The following is a 16,419-nucleotide window of genomic DNA, read 5'->3' as shown; positions in this document are numbered from 1 at the left end:
TTGTCCACGCGCGATGAGGCCCCCACCCAAAAGCTGCCGAAGAATGCGGACGGGCAGCCCAGCCTCGCCACAGGGCTTAGATCATGTCGTAGAACGGCAGGACGATCGGCTCTTGGTCACACGCCTTGGCGATCTCCTCGCAGACCCGGGAACGCGGCACGACGACGTTGTAGACGTACTCGTCGAACCAGGAATCATTCATCGTGAAGAACCCCTTCTTGCCAACCGCGTCGCCCCAGGAGTTTTCAACCCGCCAGCGCACCGGGACGCCGTCAACCAGGTCCACGCCGACGAAGGTCATGGCATGGGTGCCGCCGGACTCGCGCAGACGCAGTCTCTCTGCCTTGGACATCTCCATCTCGACCCCGTAAAGCGCCTCGTAGTCATGCAGCTTGGCGTCCCAGACACCCAGGTCTTTGTCGAACTGTTTCTTGACGTCGCAGGTAAACCAGACTGGCTCGCCGGCGGCGATCGAGTCGATGACGGCTTTCTTCATGACATCCAACTCCACCGACAAGTGCCAGTAGGGGGTGCCGCCTTCCATATACGGGGTGTGCTCGTGAACGTAGGTGCGGCCAACCGGGTGTTCCTCACGCGGGTCGTGACCAAGGCTGACCCATGGTTCAAAAACCTGCGGCACAATCTCGTGCGCGAATTCCAGCGGGGTGTAGGTGCCCTTTCGGTGGAACTTCTTGTCCTTGTCGCGATACTGCCAGGTGAAGCTGGTGGGCGGGGTACCGAGATGTATCGCAAGGATCTTCCATACCGCGTTCAATGCCTCGCTGCGAACCGCCTCCATCTGGGCGGCTCCCTCGGAGGAGTCAGAATTAGTGGCGGCGTCACGAATCTTCCCGATAGCTCGACGCAGCACCGTCGACAATGCGCGATTCATCTGCAAGGTGTTGCCCGCCGATTCGGTGTCAGGCATAGTCCACGCCGGCACCACACCGTACTTGATGACGAGGTCGGTAAACTCCATCCACCATCCGCCGTCGTCAGCCGGGAAGTCGAGGAGGGAGCGCACTTCTTCCTCATCAGCGTCGCGGGAAGCTGTGGCGATGGCCCTGGCAAGGGTGTGGTTGGCTTTCTCCAGCTTGTCGAAAAAAGCGATGTAGTTCTGCGAAAACTCCAGGTTGTCGACCTTGAGTTCGTCGATGACTTTGGCGCGCAGAACATTAAGCCCAGCGAATTCCCAGCATCGTCCGGAGTGCTTCTGGTCGGTCACTGCCCAAGAATCCAGCCGCTCGGAGGTCGTCTCGTCGATACCGTTGACCACGGTTCGGTCCAGACTCACGGTGTCGGCCCCGGTTCCGCTCACCGCATTCTGTACCAGCCGCCCGGTGACATCATTGGCAAAGGACTCGGCGCGTAGGGCACTAAAACTGGTATCAAGAACGAAGGGTTCACTCATTCGTCATCCATTCCTTTCGAATACTGATACCCCACAGGATGGCGCACGATTCAGAACCGCGCATAATCCAGCAGGGGCCAATCTGTGAGTCGAGCCTGACCAACAGTTTTCCGACGGTCTTGTCACCGTACTCCAGCTCAGACAAGCACTTTCTCAATGGGCAGCCCGGAATCGGCCGAGATGTCCATAGCCGAGGGCGGGAGGCCCGCTTTGACAACCTGCACGCCGAGGGCAGCGATCATCGCCCCATTGTCGGTACACAGACCGGGGCGCGGGCGTCGCAACTCGACCCCGGCGGCCTCCATCCGTTGAGCGAGCAAGGTACGCAGCCGCGAGTTGGCAGCTACTCCTCCGCCGATGAGGAAGTGCTTGAGACCGTACTCCTGACACATGTCGACGGCTTTGGCAGTCAGCACGTCGGCAACCGCTTCCTGGAAACTGGCGGCGACGTCTTCAACCCGGAACTCGATTCCATCTCGCTGCTGGGTCTCCACCCAACGACTCACTGCGGTCTTGAGGCCGGAGAAGGAGTAGTCGAAGCGGTGCTTGGCCATGTCGTGGCGGGCCGTCAATCCGCGGGGGAAGCGGATGGCTTTGGGGTCTCCCTGGGCTGCTGCCTTGTCAATGACCGGACCTCCCGGGTAGGGCAGACCGAGTACGCGAGCCACCTTGTCATAGGCCTCGCCAGCGGCGTCATCGATCGTCGAACCAATCTCGATGATGTCGGTCGCAATGCCATTGACTCGCAGCAAACTGGTGTGTCCGCCCGACACCAGCAGAGCGCCGCAGGGCATCGGAAGGTCTCCGTGCTCAAGCAGGTCGACGGCGACGTGTCCGGCCAGGTGGTTGACCCCGTAGAGCGGTTTGTTGAGCCAACTCGCCAACGCCTTGGCAGCCGACAGACCGACGACCAAGGCACCGGCCAGACCGGGGCCAGCAGTCACGGCAACACCGTCGAGTTCGGACAGGTCCACACCTGCGGTGGCGGTGGCCTTTTCCAGCACGGGGACGATTGCCTCCAGGTGGGCCCGGGACGCCACCTCGGGCACGACACCGCCGAAGCGCACGTGCTGCTCCATCGAGGAGGCAACCTCGTTGGCGAGCAGATCATTGCCACGGACGATGCCAACTCCGGTCTCGTCGCAGGACGACTCAATGCCCAGGATGAGCGGTTCAGACATGGTTCTCCTCGGTTGTGTTCACAGGCAGGTCGACGGACATCACCAGGGCGTCAACCCCGCTGCCGTAGTAGTTGGAACGCTGGGAAATGGTCTCGAATCCGAAGCGTCGGTACAAAGAAATCGCCGGGTCGTTGTCGCGGCGCACTTCAAGCATCATGGTGCGGCATCCTCGGGAGGATGCCCACTCGAAACCACGAGATAGCAGTTCGGCGGCAAGTCCTTGCCGACGTGCCACGGGCCTCACCATGATCCGGTCAAGGTCGGCGACGTCAAAACCATGGAAGGTGGCGACACCAGTGACCTCCTCATCCCCCGTCACGAGGGTGAGACGATGGCATACTGGGGAGATCTCCTCAGCCCAGGACGTTCGTGACCATTGATGGGACGAGTCGAAGCTGGCTTGCTCAACGGCGATGATGGCGTCGAGATCGGTCGGGTTGGCAGTCCTTATCATCGCTTGAGGTCGGGCAGGGTGAGCCGCGTCGGGGTCAGGGTTGCCTTGCGGGTCGTCGGAACGGTGGCGTCGGGATCGCGCAGATAAAGGGGTTCCAGACCGACGTCGGGCATGGTGCGCCAGGACGCGGCGAGTACCCCAGCGTCCAGGCGCTCTGGGGACCCAGGAGCTGGTGTCAGACCACGCACCAAGCAGCCCGGCCCGCCGACTGGAAGGCCCTCAGGTAAATCCTCAGGCCGGGTGACGTTGGGACCGTCGAGGCGATTGCCGGATGCGTCGTAACGACCCCAGTACAGCTCATGGCGACGGGCGTCGGTACACACCACAAATTCCCCGTCGACACCATCACCGGCCCATTGGCAAGCCAGCACGTCCAAGGAGCAGACCGGATGGGGGGTCAGATTCGCGAGGTAAGCGAGCACTCGTCCGGTGGCCACCCCGACACGAAGCCCGGTGTAGGGGCCGGGGCCGACTCCGACAGCCACCTCACCAATATCGGTCAGAGCGATCCCAGCCTGTTCGCAGGCCCGATGAATCAACGGCATGAGTTGTTCGGCATGGGCGCGAGGGTCGTCATGGTGCAGGCTGACGAGCACCTCCGGTCCGCGCGCCAAGCCGACGCTGACAGCCGTCGAGGTGTCGATTCCCAAAACGATAGTGTTCATCAGTTGTTGTCTCCGCTCTGCTCACAGGTGGCGTTGAGGGGAAGTTCAGACAGCGGCGACAAGTCAACGTGCTGCCAGCGAGGGCCGAAACCTTCCAAGTACACCACGCGGGTCTCGTCGGCGGGATCCTCACTGCGGCGAATGTCAATGTCCAGGTGGGAGCGGCCGAGGTCCTCAGCAATACCGGCCCCCCATTCAATCAAAGTGACGGCCTGGTCCATTGTCTCGTCAAGATCGAGATCGACGAGTTCTGCGGCTGAGCCAAGACGGTACGCATCGACGTGGACAAGTCCAGGACGCCCGTTAACCCCCGCGTGGCGTCGAGCCAGCACAAAGGTCGGCGAAATGACCGGACCCTCCACACCCAGGCCCAGTCCAATTCCCTGAGCCAAGGTGGTTTTACCGGCACCGAGGTCTCCGGAGGCCAGCACGATGTCGCCGGCGCGAAGCTCAGCAGCCAGCGCGGCCCCGAAGGTGTGCATGGCGTCTGTGGTAGGCACGACAATCCGAGTAGGCAGCGCACGAACCCAATCGTCACCGTCACGGTGGTACTCGCGGCTGGGGGCACCATCCAGGCATGAGACGACCAGAATGCGAGACTCCAGATCGGTAGCGATCTGCTCGGCGCCCCGGACGAGAGCTGCGGTGATGTCGTCGTCAGGGGTCGTCAGGACGAGATCGGTGACCTCAGCGTGACCGCCGTCATCAACCAGATGGGCCAGGCCGACGGATTTGGCGCCGCGACGTGCCGTAATTCCAATTCCCTGGGTCAACCATGTGGACACGGTCGTCTCGTCAAGGTCGAGGGCGCACGCCAGTTCTGCGGCCTCTTCGGCGGCTGCGACCCCAAGCTGTGGGGTCACGTCCTGCGGGCTGGTCTGTTCATCCACAAGGGATCAGGATAGTCCCCGAGCCGCGCCCGGTTTTCGCCGACGCCGATGCCGAAGCATGGCAAACGTGTTCGCCGCAACCCTTCTCCACCGTGGGCGGTTGGGAGTAGCGTCAAGCCACCGGTCAAAGCCACGATTGTGGAGGTGAGGACATGGCGATACGGACAGGGCGACGGTGGGTGTGGCTGGTGCTGCTTGTCGCCGCAGCACTGGTTCTCGTCGGCGTCTATCGCCGGACTGCCCCAGATGAGGGATCGACAGCCTACGGCCAGGCAGCCGAAGCCCTCGGCCAGCTTCCGGTCAAAGGGCGAGCGCCCATGACCGGGTATGCACGCGAACAGTTCGGTTCGGCCTGGGATGACGACTCCGATCCCGCCCTCACCCGCCCATGGGGGCACAACGGGTGCGGTACCCGTGATGACGCCCTGGCGCGAGACCTTGTGGGGGCGAAGTTGAAATCTGGCAGCCGGTGTGTCGTCGCCTCCGGGACGTTGCACGATCCTTATACCGGCCGAACTATCACGTGGAAACGAGGACGCGACACATCTGCCGTCGTGCAGATTGACCACGTTGTCGCGTTGGCGAATGCCTGGGTCACCGGAGCCCAACAGCTGTCGATGGATCAGCGCCAAGCACTGGCGAACGACCCCCTCAACCTGTTGGCCGTCGAGGGGAAGGCCAATCAGCAAAAGAGTGCCGGAGACGCTGCGACATGGCTCCCGCCAAACAAGTCATATCGCTGTGACTACGTGTCTCGTCAGATTGTGGTGAAAAAGAAGTATCACCTGTGGGTTACCTCGGCGGAACGCAACGCGATGGTTCGGGTGCTGTCGACATGTCCAAACCATCCGTTGCCCGCACGGTGATTCAGTGCCAACTCACCACGTGTCGTTGCCGGAGCGGCCGTACTTGGCCTCGAAGTCGCGGCGATGACCATCGTGACCACGACGCCCTTCGTGGCTGCGGCCATTGTGACCACGGAATTCATGGTTATAGCTGCTGCGCCGATCACGATCGTAGCCGCGACCTCCACGGTTACGTCCGCCCTTGCCACGCCGGGGCTTGCCGTCACGAGACTTTTTACTGCGCTGCTGCTTGGGAGCGACGAGAGCCTCGTAGGTCTTCTCGTCGATCGGGGCTCCCTCAGCCGGGCGACATCCTGCAACTTCGGCGACGTATTCATCACCTATCATGACCTGCGCCTGGACCGGTTTGACCCCAGCCTGACGGTACAGACGCGACATACTGCGACGCTGGTGCGGCAGTACGAGAGAGACGACGGCCCCGTCGTGCCCGGCACGAGCAGTACGTCCGGAACGGTGCAGATAGTCCTTGGAGTTCATCGGCGGGTCGACCTGCAGAACCAGGGTGACATCATCGACGTCAATTCCCCGGGCTGCCACGTCGGTGGCGACCAGGACGGGAAGTGAGCCATCCTTGAATGCCGCCAACACCCGGGCACGAGCACCCTGCGTCAGGCCCCCATGCAGGGCACCAGCCATGACGCCAGCCTCGCGAATCTGCTCAGCCATCCGAGACGCGCCACGCTGAGTACGGGCGAAGACGATGGTGTGACCGTCACGGTTGGCGATCTCGCACATCAGCCCCACCTTCTCGTGCGGTTTGATCTGGAAGGCGTAGTGGGTCATCGTCGCCACAGATCCCTTGTCAGAGTCGATCTCGTGGATGACGGGGTCGTGCATGTAGCGCTTGACGAGCTTGTTGACGGCACTGTCAAGAGTGGCCGAAAATAGCAGGCGTTGCCCCTCAGCAGGCACGGCGTCAAGAATTGACCCGACAGCCTCCATGAACCCCAGCTCGGCCATGTGATCGGCCTCGTCGAGGACGGTCACGGTGATACCGGACAAATCAGCATCACCGGTCTCGAGCAAGTCGACCAGGCGTCCCGGAGTAGCGACGACGAGGTCCACTCCCTTCTTGAAGGCCCGAGTCTGCGGACCGTAGCTCATACCACCGGCGATGAGGATAGTGGACAGGCCCATTGAGGACGCCAACGGGGACAGGACGTCGGCGATCTGCATCGCCAGCTCTCGGGTCGGAGAGAGAATGAGAGCGCCCGGACGCTTGTCCTCGCGTCGCTCGGCAGACAGCCGCGACAACAGGGGGACACCAAAGGCCAAGGTCTTGCCCGAACCTGTCGATGCGCGACCCAGAACATCACGCCCGGCGATGGCGTCCGGAATCGCCGCAATTTGAATACGGAAGGGCTTCGTGATTCCCGTGGCGGCGAGGGCGGCAACGATCTCATCGGGAACTCCGAGAGCCGAGAATCCCCCCTCATGGTCGACGCCAGAAACGTCGAGATCAGTCAGCTCAGTGGCCTTCCAGTCCATGTTGTCGGCATCTTCGCGATCCTCGTGCCAGTCGTCGTGGCGGTCATCCTGATAGCGACGATCATCTCGCCGGTCAGTCCAGTGGTCGCTGCGGCGACGGTCCTCGCGAAAACCGTGGTTCTTGTGGAAGTCCCGGCGGCTGCGGTCGCCACGGTAGCCGCGATCATCGCGCTTCCCGTAATCGCCACGGTCCTCACGACGATCCTCTTGCCAATCCCAGGACCTATCGCGACTGCCTTCGCGCCGGTCATAGCGGCCACTACGACGCTGCCGGTTGTCAGGCCAATCGCCCCACCCCGAGCCACGACGGTTGTCACGCTTCCAGTCTCGTTTGCCGTCATTGTTGAATCGACGTGACCTGTGCGGACGGAATTCGCCGTCATCCGACCAACGACGATCGTCCCGACGATCCCAATCCCCATCACCACGACGCCCGCTGCCACGCCGGTCATAGCGGCGATTGCCATCATGACGGTCAGACCACTCGCCACCACTGCGGCGATCGCGGGAGTAATCCCGGTCCTTGCCAGCAGCACCCTCATCACGACCCGCATTCTCCCGGGGATTCCACGCCTCGAAGTTACGGCCACGGGAATCGGTGTGGCTGCGACGAACTCCTCCCCTGGTGCGGGGTTTGTGGCCGCGAGCGGCACGCTCAGCGGCGGTCCAGCGACGCTTCGGGGTGCCGTCGGCCTTGAAGGACTTGGGGTTGCGTTTCTTGTTGCTCAATGGGGTCATCCCTCACGGTGAGTGGACTCCTCGGGCGCAGGCAACCCACGTCACCGCACATGAAGGCGCGGCGTCACTGCACGGGGTCGCGGAATCTGGCCACGACGCACCAGACCCAGGGGCCTTGGTGATGGAATCCTAGATTGCTTGTCTTTCTCGATGGCCGGGCGAATAGCTGCTGTGCAGGTGAATGCAGTGAATCAATCCCGGAGCCGACGGCTCCGTTATGCCCCGAGGGCACATCGAGCAACTGAAACGCATCATGGGTCCGAACACGTCGGGCCGTTGCCAACGTGTTCACTCTACCCGAGATTGCCACGGGAATGGAAACCGCACCCGGCCCATGTTCACCCACCTGACACCGCAGCCCCGCTCACTCGTCACATACCCCGGTTACTATGGATTTGTGCGTGTTGCGATCATCACGGAGTCATTCCTCCCCCAAGTCAATGGAGTGACGAACTCGGTTTTGCGGGTGCTGGAGCACCTACGTGACAACGGTCACGAGGCCCTCGTCCTTGTCCCCGGCGATGCGCAAACCCCCCACGAGTACGCCGGATTCCCCGTCATTCCGTTGGCCTCCCTGCACTGGCCGGGTTACCAGGACGTCCGCGTGTCCACCAGCCCCCAGTGGACCATGGAGCGTTACCTCGCCGAATTCGAACCCGATGTCGTTCACCTGGCCGCCCCCTTCATGATCGGGTACAAGGGCGCGCTTGCTGCAGCTTCCCTCGGAGTTCCTGCTGTGGCGATCTATCAGACCGACATCCCCTCCTACGCCGGCCGCTATGGATTCGGCAAACTGGAGTTCTACGGGTGGTATCGCGTCCGCCAGATTCACTCTCTGGCCGTCGCGACCTATGCCCCCTCCACGTTCTCCCGAGACCAGCTCATCAGCCACGGGGTACCACGAGTCGGTATCTGGGGTCGTGGCGTCGACAAGGTGCGCTTCAATCCTTCCAAACGCTCCCAGGAACTCCATGACACATGGGCCCCCAACGGCGAGGTCGTCGTCGGCTACATGGGTCGGCTTGCCGCAGAAAAGCGAGTCGCCGACATGACAAACCTGGCAGACATCCCCAATACCAAGCTCGTCATCGTCGGCCACGGCCCTTCACGAGCCGAGCTGGAGAAACAGCTGCCACACGCGATCTTCACCGGGGGTCTGGGCGGTGAGGATCTTCCCCGCGCGGTCGCCAGCATGGACGTTTTCTGCTCGACCGGAGAGCTTGAGACCTTCTGCCAGGCCGTCCAAGAGGCCAAGGCCTGTGGAGTCCCGGTCGTCAGCCCCCGCAAGGGCGGACCAATCGACCTCATCGATCCGTCTCGTACCGGATGGCTTTACGAGCCTGGCGACATGACAGACTTCCGCTCTCGCGTCGTTGACCTCGTGGGTGACGATTACAAGCGTCGTGCCATGGGCGCTGCCGCTCGGGCTTCCATCGAGGACCGCACCTGGGAGCACCTGTGTGCCGAGCTCGTCGAACACTACAAAGAAGCCATCCGAGCGTCCGGACGCTCGACGAAAATTCACGAGGTCCTCTAAGGCAACGCCCCTGCTCTGAGAAGCCCAGTTTCCCCGAGTTCCTCACCCAGTCCTCAGCGACCCCAAACGGTGCCCGATCAGCCCAGAACTGTCGCCACAATCCCCGGCAGCAACTCGGCGATCTGGTCGGGGGCGTACGGGCCAGGCATGGAGATCGCCGTAGCGGCTTGTATCCCAGCAGCGCACACAGCTGCGTCGGCAGCGTCCAATCCGGCCGCCATGAGAGTCCCGCAGATTCCCGCCAATACGTCACCAGACCCAGCCTGAGCCGTCCATGCCGGACCCGGCAGCGCAGCCCGGACGGTACCGTCGGGGCGTGCAACCCACTGGATCGACCCCTTCACCAAAACCGTCGCACCAAAATGTTGAGCTGCGCGGAGAGCCGCTGCCCTCGGGTCAGCTGCCACCTCACTGCGCTCAATCCGCAGCATTCGGGCCAATTCGCCAGCATGTGGGGTGAGAAGACATCCGTTCGGCAATTCAGCCGGTAGCAGGCTCAACGCGTCGGCGTCGATGACCATGGGGACGCCGTCAGCAGCTCGCTGGATGAACCGGTCGGCGTTGCTGTCGTCAGCGCCCCAACCCGACCCTAGAACCCAGGCTTGAACGCGTCCTTCCCCAATAACCACAGATGGTGCCCGATTGAGGATGAACGCCATAATCGCAGATGGTCCGGCGAATCGCACCATCCCTGGACCGCTGCGCAAAGCCCCGAGGACCCCCAGCACCGCCGCCCCGGGGAACCTCTTCGATCCGGTGTCTATACCGACAACTCCGCGAGAATACTTGTCAGCACGACGGTCAGGCACCGGCCACAGCGCGGCCATTTCGGTCAGATCGCAGTACTCGTCGACTCCGTCCAGTGGGTTCCCCTCGTCGTCGACCAGATCGACACCAATGTCATGGACCTCAAGTTGACCACAGAACCTCGCGGCCGGGTAGGCAATGTGGCACCACTTGAGGCTGGAAAAGGTCAGGGTATGGGTAGCGTGGACGCATGATTCCACCTCACCGGAGTTAGCGTCCAGACCCGATGGCAGGTCAACCGCCAGCACCGGGATCTGACGCTCCCGTAGCCATCCGTCAATCCGCTCGAGAGACTGCGGAATGCCGGGGCGCCCGCCGATTCCAAGGACAGCGTCGATAGCGAGGTCGTAGGAGTGAGTGGTGACCTCCCCAAGGGGGGTGAGAATACATCCAGCCTGCAATGCTGCGGCCATGCCGGCCTCGTGGGGCTGGCCCATGACCCGGGCGATTTCGACCCGCCAGCCACGCTGAGCCAACGCAGCAGCCGCGAAGAGACCGTCACCGCCGTTGTTTCCCCCACCCACGAGGACGAGAACACACTGCGTGGCAGCCCAGTCCGGCACGACGTCATCGACAAGTCCGCCCAACAGTAATTCTTGGGCCTTGCGAGCGACGGCATGGGCTGCGACGTCCATGAGGTCCTGGCCAGGGTGAGCATCGAACCACCTCTGTTCAGCAGCTCGGGTGGCCTCAGCGGTGCAGACAATTGCCATGACGATTCCTCCAGCCCAAATCAGGGTTCTCGCTGCAGACTGGCTCTCATTCAATCATGAGTGCCACTCAGCTACGGTGTGAGAGCCTGAATCACCCTTCGCACACCACCATGGCCACCGCGACCCCAGCGTCATGACTGAGAGAAAGGTGTACCCGCGTTACACCAAGCTCTGAGGCCCGTCGCGCCACCGATCCGCGCAATTCGAACCGCACAGCAGCCGACACCGCCTCGTCAGGCACCACCTCACAGTCTTGCCACGACAGCCCCTCTCCCCCACTCAACGCCTTGTATAGGGCTTCTTTCGCGGCAAATCGGGCAGCTTGCGATTGTGCTGGCATTGCTGCCTCCACGGTGGTGAGAATCTTGCGAACCATCCCCGGATGACGCGCTGCGGCAGCCTCCCACCGAGCGATATCGCAAACATCCACCCCGATTCCGATAATCACCCGCCAAGAGTATGCGGTACGCCTGCGGTGCGCCCCCAGGGGTGGGTGTCGTGCTGCGGTGCGGGGTGAAGTCCGGTACGCGTGAGACACGGCCTCAAGAGATAAATAGTCTCAATTGTTGAATCACTATCTCATTTTATGAGACCGTTACAGATTATTATGATCGGCCTTCAAGGCCGAGTTTTTGGCTTCATGACAGGCCCAGACGACGATTTCACGCCGTCAACAATGGTCAGAACCCCAAAGCCACTGTGGTATTGCTATCCGGGACAACACGTCACCAACAACAGGAGTTTTCCATGTCCCGCATCACGCGTCACAGTCGGGTTACCAGCCCGCTCAACGCTGTCAGCTCCCGCACCAAGGCACTTGTCGCTGCCCTGCTCTGCGGACTGATGATGGTTGGCGCGACTGCCGGGTGTGGGTCCCCTGACGTGGGAGGCGAATCCGAAGGTTCCACGGAAACAGCGAGCAACGTTGGTTCTCGCACTCCCGAGCAGATCAAAAAGGACGGCACCATCCACATCGGCACCTTTGCCGACAAAGCCCCCTTCGGGTCCCTGACAGGCAAGGACACCTACGAGGGCTACGACATCACCTATGGCGAGCGTCTCGCCAAGGACATGGGTGTCAAGTTGGAATGGGTGCCCGTTGACGCCGCGTCCCGAGTGGAGTTCCTCGAATCGGGCAAGGTTGACATCATCCTTGCCAATTTCACCGTGACCAAGGACCGCGCTGAGAAGGTCGACTTCGCCAACCCGTACATGCAGGTGGCCTTCGGCGCTGTTTCTCCGACCGATCACCCGATCACGAAGGTTTCCGACCTCGACAATGCTGACATCCTGGTCGTCAAGGGCACCAGCCAGGACGCCTGGATCGAGGAAAACCATCCGGATTGGAAGGTGACGAAGTTCGAGCAGTACGCCGAGGTCACCAGCGCTCTTGCTGACGGGCGCGGCGACGTGTGGATCACCGACAACACCGAGGCCGTGGCATTCACGCGCCAGAACAAGAAATTCGTCACCGGAATCACCTCGTTCGGCGAAAAGGCAACCATCGCCCCAGCCGTCCAGAAGGGTAATGACGCGCTTCGCGAGTGGATTAACGACGACCTCGTCACCCTCGGCAAGGAAAAGTTCTTCCACCAGAACTTTAAGGAGACCCTGGAGCCGGTCTACGGCGACACCATCACACCCGACCAGCTCGTCATCGAAGGCGGAAGGAAGTAGGGTTCATCCCCTACACCGGATCATATGGATTTCGACGTCATCGGACGGTCGCTTCCGCTCTATGCGGAGGCGGCCGCCCTCACTGTTCGCATTGGCATTATCGGTGTCCTCGCGTCACTCATCCTCGGCGCACTGTGCGCGGCTGTGCAATACTTTCGTATCCCGGTGGTACGCCAGATCGTCGCGGTATACGTCGAGCTGTCGCGCAATACCCCGCTGCTGGTCCAGCTGTTCTTCCTGTTCTACGGTCTACCGAAGGTCGGCGTCACCATGTCCGGCGAGACCTGCGCCATCGTCGGGCTGACCTTTCTGGGCGGCTCGTACATGGCTGAGGCGCTACGGTCTGGACTCGAGGAAATCCCCAAGATTCATCGCATGAGTGCCGCAGCCCTTGGGCTGAATCGACGTCAAACCTTCATCCATGTCCTCGTTCCCCAAGGCGTGGCCACCGCGATGCCGGCCCTGACCGCAAACACCATCTTTCTCATCAAGGAAACCTCCATGGTGTCGGTCGTCGCCCTGCCTGACCTCGTGTACCGAGCCAAGGAACAGATCGGCAACTCCTATACAACGACTGAGGCACTCTTCCTCCTCGTCGTGTTCTACCTGCTCATCCTCATCCCGATTGCTCTGCTGGGCCGCTACCTCGAGAGGAGGACACGTCGTCATGCAGCCACTGCTTGACCCCCAGACCTGGATCCTGTTGCTGCAGGGTCTATGGGTCTCGGTGCGTATCGCCCTCATCTCAATGGTGCTATCCATCATCCTGGCTATTCCGCTCGGTCTCGTGATGGATTCCCGGCACCTGTGGGTGCGAATCCTGACTCGCGGTTACGTCGAAGCGTTGCGGTTGCTACCCCAGCTCGTGTTGCTCTTCGTCGTCTACTTCGACATGGCGGAGGTGGCCGGTCTCGACGTCAGCGGCGAGGTCGCGGCCATCATTGTGTTCACCCTGTGGGGCACCGCAGAGATGGGCGACCTGGTGCGCGGCGCCATCGCAGCAGTACCGCGCCACCAGATCGTCAGCGCTCAAGCCCTCGGAATGTCCAACCGTGCGCTGCGACGCCACATCGTCATGCCACTGGCCCTGCGGCAGCTTGTACCGTTGACGGTCAACCTTGTCACCCGCATGATTAAGACGACGGCGCTGGTTTCCCTCATCGGGGTCGTTGAGATCCTCAAGGTGGCCCAGGCCCTCATCGACCGCAACCGTTTCGACTACCCAGACGCCGCCCTGTGGATATACGGCACGGTTTTCTGCCTGTACTTCGTCGTTTGCTTCCTCATTTCCCTGTACTCCCGTCACCTCGAAAGGAGGATGGCGCTGTCATGACAGATCACCACCTGACCCTCGAAGGGGTCACCAAGACCTACCCCAATGGGGTGACGGCCTTGCGCGGTGTCTCCCTGGACGTCGCCCGATCCGAGGTCGTTGTCATCGTCGGCCCGTCCGGCTGCGGTAAGTCCACCTTGCTGCGCACCATCAACGGCCTCGAAACGATCGACTCAGGTACCGTCACCTTCGACGGCAAGGCTCTCGAGTACACCCCGTCGGGGTTGCGCCAGATGCGCGAGCGCGTCGGCATGGTCTTCCAGAATTACGAACTGTTCCCGCACCTGAGCGTCGAGGACAACCTGTTACTGGCGCCAAGACTCGTCAAGCACGAGTCCAAGGAGGTCTCGCGGGAACGTGCCCACCGGCTGCTCGAGCGCGTCGGACTGTTGGACCGAGCGTCCGCCCTTCCACGTCAGCTCTCAGGCGGGCAGAAGCAGCGCGCGGCAATCGTGCGAGCCCTCATGATGGAGCCGGAGGTCGTTCTTCTTGACGAAGTGACGGCGTCCCTTGACCCCGAAATGGTGCGTGAGGTCCTCGACGTCGTCCTCGAACTCGCTCGTGACGGCATGACCCTCGTCCTCGTGACCCACGAGATGGATTTCGCGAGAGCCATTGCCGACCGAATCGTTTTCATGGACGCCGGACAGATCGTCGAGATATCGACGCCGGATCAATTCTTCACGAACCCGACCAGCGAGAGGGCCAAGACCTTCCTACAGATCTTCACCTTCGACGAGGTGGATCGCCAGGAGCACCCCGCGCGCTGACCTGCACATCGCTGCCGGAATCCTCAATTCCGGAATTCGCATCACTCCACAGTGACCGACTTGGCCAGGTTCCTCGGCTGGTCGACGTCGTGGCCCTTGGCCGTGGCCAGTTCGCACGCAAAGGCCTGAAATGGGACCGCAGCCACTAGCGGCTGTAACAAGGTCGAACACGGCGGCAGACCAATAAAGGTGTCCGCGAACGCCATGACGTCCTCGTCTCCCCTCTCAGCCAGCACGACCGTCCTGGCGCCACGGGCACGGATCTCCTGAATATTGGACACCACCTTGTCGTGAAGCTGGTCCCGGCCCTTCGGCGGCACCACGACGAAGACCGGAGTGTCATCCTCGATGACAGCGATCGGGCCGTGCTTGAGTTCGCCAGCTGCGAAGCCCTCGGCGTGCAGGTAGGCGATCTCTTTGAGCTTGAGAGCTCCCTCCAGAGCCACCGGGTAGCCGACATGACGACCTAGAAAGAACACCGCTTCCTCTTCCTTAGCCATCACCCGAGCCAGTTCATAGACCGGCTCGATGTCGTCGAGAACCTGCTGAATCTTGCCCGGCATCTGATTCAGCTCGGACATCACAGCGCGGATCTCGTCGCCGTACTTCATGCCACGCACCTGGGCCAGATAAAGGCCGAGCAGGTAGCAGGCAACGACCTGGGTGAGGAATCCCTTGGTCGAAGCGACACCGATCTCCGGACCGGCGTGGGTATAGATCACGGCGTCGGACTCGCGTGGAATCGTCGCTCCGTTGGTGTTGCATATGGCGATGACCTTGGCATGCTGCTCGCGAGCGTGCCGGATCGCCATAAGAGTGTCGGCGGTCTCACCGGATTGAGAAATTGTGACGACCAGCGTCGTCGGATCGATGATGGGGTCGCGGTAACGGAACTCGCTGGCCAAGTCGACCTCACAGGCCACTCGGGTCCAGTGCTCGATGGCGTACTTGGCGACCATCCCGGCATAGTAAGACGACCCGCAGGCCACCACGACGATTTTGGTGATGCGTCGCAGGTCCTCCGGGCAAATGCGCATCTCGTCGAGCACCAACTCCCCACGTTCAGACCAGCGGCCCAGCAAGGTGTCAGCTACCGCGCGCGGCTGTTCAAAAATCTCCTTGCGCATGAACCAATCGTGGCCCTGCTTCTCAGCCGCCGACAGGTCCCAGTCGACGTGGTACGGACGAGCCTGGCTGGGATTGCCATCGAAGTCAGTGACGGTGACATCATCGGGAGTCAGCACGACGACCTGATCCTGACCCAACTCGAGGGCCTCGCGGGTGTGCTCGATGAAGGCAGCGACGTCGGAGGCCAAGAAATTCTCGCCCTGCCCCAGACCCACAACCAACGGGGAGTTGCGACGCGCAGCCACGACGGTATCGGGAGCGTCAGCGCTCATGGCCACAAGGGTAAATGCCCCTTCGAGCCGGGAGGCGACGGCACCGATGGCCTCAGCCAACGAGGACCCTTGCTGCATACGCAAGGCGATCATGTGGGCAGCGGTCTCGCTGTCTGTATCCGAGGTGAAGGCGACCCCCTGTCCCTCAAGCTCAGCGCGCAAGGAGGCGAAGTTTTCAATAATGCCATTGTGGACGACCGCGACCCGGCCATCGAACGATAGATGAGGATGGGCGTTCCGGTCAGTCGGGGCACCGTGAGTCGCCCAGCGCGTGTGACCAATACCCTGGTTGGATTCCGGGAGCGGATGAGCCGCGAGTTCCTGCTCAAGATTGGTCAATTTGCCGGACTTCTTGGCCCGGTGCAGGCCTCCATCCGCCACAACTGCCAACCCTGCTGAGTCATATCCTCGGTACTCCAAACGTCGAAGTCCGTCGATGATGACACGTTCGGCCTGTCGATGACCGCAATAACCAACAATTCCGCACAT

Annotated in this window: 16 protein-coding genes; 6 read left to right on the top strand and 10 right to left on the bottom strand. The window is 61.8% G+C overall.

Features of this window, described 5'->3' with window-relative positions; genetic code table 11:
- Positions 1–76: 76 nt before the first annotated feature.
- From Q4B98_RS09060 to tsaE, 6 genes are read right to left on the bottom strand one after another with little or no spacing between them, the layout of a single operon-like run.
- Positions 77–1,411 carry an aminopeptidase C gene (locus tag Q4B98_RS09060; protein ID WP_303196900.1) on the bottom strand — a complete coding sequence of 445 codons (1,335 nt, stop codon included), beginning with the start codon at positions 1,409–1,411 and terminating at the stop codon, positions 77–79.
- A complete protein-coding gene (locus tag Q4B98_RS09055) occupies positions 1,404–1,556 on the bottom strand; it encodes a hypothetical protein (protein WP_303196898.1) in 153 nt (50 codons plus the stop codon). Before Q4B98_RS09055 ends, Q4B98_RS09060 begins: the two co-directional genes overlap by 8 nt.
- Complete coding sequence (tsaD, locus tag Q4B98_RS09050; protein ID WP_303196897.1) at positions 1,549–2,592, bottom strand: tRNA (adenosine(37)-N6)-threonylcarbamoyltransferase complex transferase subunit TsaD; 1,044 nt, start codon at positions 2,590–2,592, stop codon at positions 1,549–1,551. Before tsaD ends, Q4B98_RS09055 begins: the two co-directional genes overlap by 8 nt.
- Entirely contained in the window at positions 2,585–3,046 is a 462-nt protein-coding gene (rimI, locus tag Q4B98_RS09045; RefSeq protein WP_303196895.1) for a ribosomal protein S18-alanine N-acetyltransferase, read from the bottom strand. Before rimI ends, tsaD begins: the two co-directional genes overlap by 8 nt.
- Positions 3,043–3,711: a tRNA (adenosine(37)-N6)-threonylcarbamoyltransferase complex dimerization subunit type 1 TsaB gene (gene tsaB, locus Q4B98_RS09040; RefSeq protein WP_303196894.1), complete on the bottom strand. Its 669-nt coding sequence runs from the start codon at positions 3,709–3,711 to the stop codon at positions 3,043–3,045. The genes rimI and tsaB overlap by 4 nt, the downstream gene beginning before the upstream one ends.
- Complete coding sequence (gene tsaE / locus Q4B98_RS09035) at positions 3,711–4,601, bottom strand: tRNA (adenosine(37)-N6)-threonylcarbamoyltransferase complex ATPase subunit type 1 TsaE (protein WP_303196893.1); 891 nt, start codon at positions 4,599–4,601, stop codon at positions 3,711–3,713. Before tsaE ends, tsaB begins: the two co-directional genes overlap by 1 nt.
- A 185-nt stretch (positions 4,602–4,786) precedes the next feature.
- Here tsaE and Q4B98_RS09030 point away from each other — a divergent pair, with 185 nt between their 5' ends.
- Positions 4,787–5,467 (top strand): HNH endonuclease family protein, encoded by a 681-nt coding sequence (locus tag Q4B98_RS09030; protein WP_303197005.1) that lies wholly within the window; start codon positions 4,787–4,789, stop codon positions 5,465–5,467.
- Between the two features lie 12 nt (positions 5,468–5,479).
- Here the strand turns inward: Q4B98_RS09030 and Q4B98_RS09025 are convergent, their stop codons facing one another.
- Positions 5,480–6,955 (bottom strand): DEAD/DEAH box helicase, encoded by a 1,476-nt coding sequence (locus Q4B98_RS09025; protein ID WP_303197003.1) that lies wholly within the window; start codon positions 6,953–6,955, stop codon positions 5,480–5,482.
- 1,135 nt (positions 6,956–8,090) lie between these two features.
- Here Q4B98_RS09025 and Q4B98_RS09020 point away from each other — a divergent pair.
- Complete coding sequence (locus Q4B98_RS09020; RefSeq protein WP_303196891.1) at positions 8,091–9,230, top strand: glycosyltransferase family 1 protein; 1,140 nt, start codon at positions 8,091–8,093, stop codon at positions 9,228–9,230.
- Between the two features lie 77 nt (positions 9,231–9,307).
- On the opposite strand, the gene Q4B98_RS09015 is transcribed toward Q4B98_RS09020, so the two are convergent.
- Together Q4B98_RS09015 and Q4B98_RS09010 are read right to left on the bottom strand one after the other, a co-directional pair.
- Positions 9,308–10,750, bottom strand: coding sequence for an NAD(P)H-hydrate epimerase (locus Q4B98_RS09015; RefSeq protein ID WP_303196890.1), 1,443 nt, complete (start codon positions 10,748–10,750; stop codon positions 9,308–9,310).
- 91 nt (positions 10,751–10,841) lie between these two features.
- Positions 10,842–11,198, bottom strand: coding sequence for a holo-ACP synthase (locus Q4B98_RS09010; RefSeq protein ID WP_303196889.1), 357 nt, complete (start codon positions 11,196–11,198; stop codon positions 10,842–10,844).
- Positions 11,199–11,497: 299 nt separating this feature from the next.
- Between Q4B98_RS09010 and Q4B98_RS09005 the strand changes: the two genes are divergently transcribed.
- The 4 genes from Q4B98_RS09005 to Q4B98_RS08990 are packed head-to-tail and all read left to right on the top strand — an operon-like array spanning position 11,498 to position 14,530.
- On the top strand, positions 11,498–12,427 hold the full coding sequence (locus tag Q4B98_RS09005; protein ID WP_303196887.1) for a transporter substrate-binding domain-containing protein: 930 nt from the start codon (positions 11,498–11,500) through the stop codon (positions 12,425–12,427).
- Positions 12,428–12,451: 24 nt separating this feature from the next.
- Positions 12,452–13,111, top strand: a complete 660-nt coding sequence (locus Q4B98_RS09000) for an amino acid ABC transporter permease (RefSeq protein WP_303196885.1) — start codon at positions 12,452–12,454, stop codon at positions 13,109–13,111.
- Entirely contained in the window at positions 13,095–13,760 is a 666-nt protein-coding gene (locus Q4B98_RS08995; RefSeq protein ID WP_303196884.1) for an amino acid ABC transporter permease, read from the top strand. Before Q4B98_RS09000 ends, Q4B98_RS08995 begins: the two co-directional genes overlap by 17 nt.
- Positions 13,757–14,530 carry an amino acid ABC transporter ATP-binding protein gene (locus Q4B98_RS08990; RefSeq protein ID WP_303196883.1) on the top strand — a complete coding sequence of 258 codons (774 nt, stop codon included), beginning with the start codon at positions 13,757–13,759 and terminating at the stop codon, positions 14,528–14,530. The genes Q4B98_RS08995 and Q4B98_RS08990 overlap by 4 nt, the downstream gene beginning before the upstream one ends.
- Positions 14,531–14,571: 41 nt before the next feature.
- Here Q4B98_RS08990 and glmS read toward each other — a convergent pair whose 3' ends face one another.
- Positions 14,572–16,419 carry a glutamine--fructose-6-phosphate transaminase (isomerizing) gene (glmS, locus tag Q4B98_RS08985; protein ID WP_303196881.1) on the bottom strand — a complete coding sequence of 616 codons (1,848 nt, stop codon included), beginning with the start codon at positions 16,417–16,419 and terminating at the stop codon, positions 14,572–14,574.

The sequence above is a fragment of the Cutibacterium sp. genome (genome assembly GCF_030525615.1).
Taxonomy (GTDB): domain Bacteria; phylum Actinomycetota; class Actinomycetes; order Propionibacteriales; family Propionibacteriaceae; genus Cutibacterium.
Note: the sequence above shows the minus strand (reverse complement) of the source record. Positions and strands in the feature narration are given on the sequence as shown.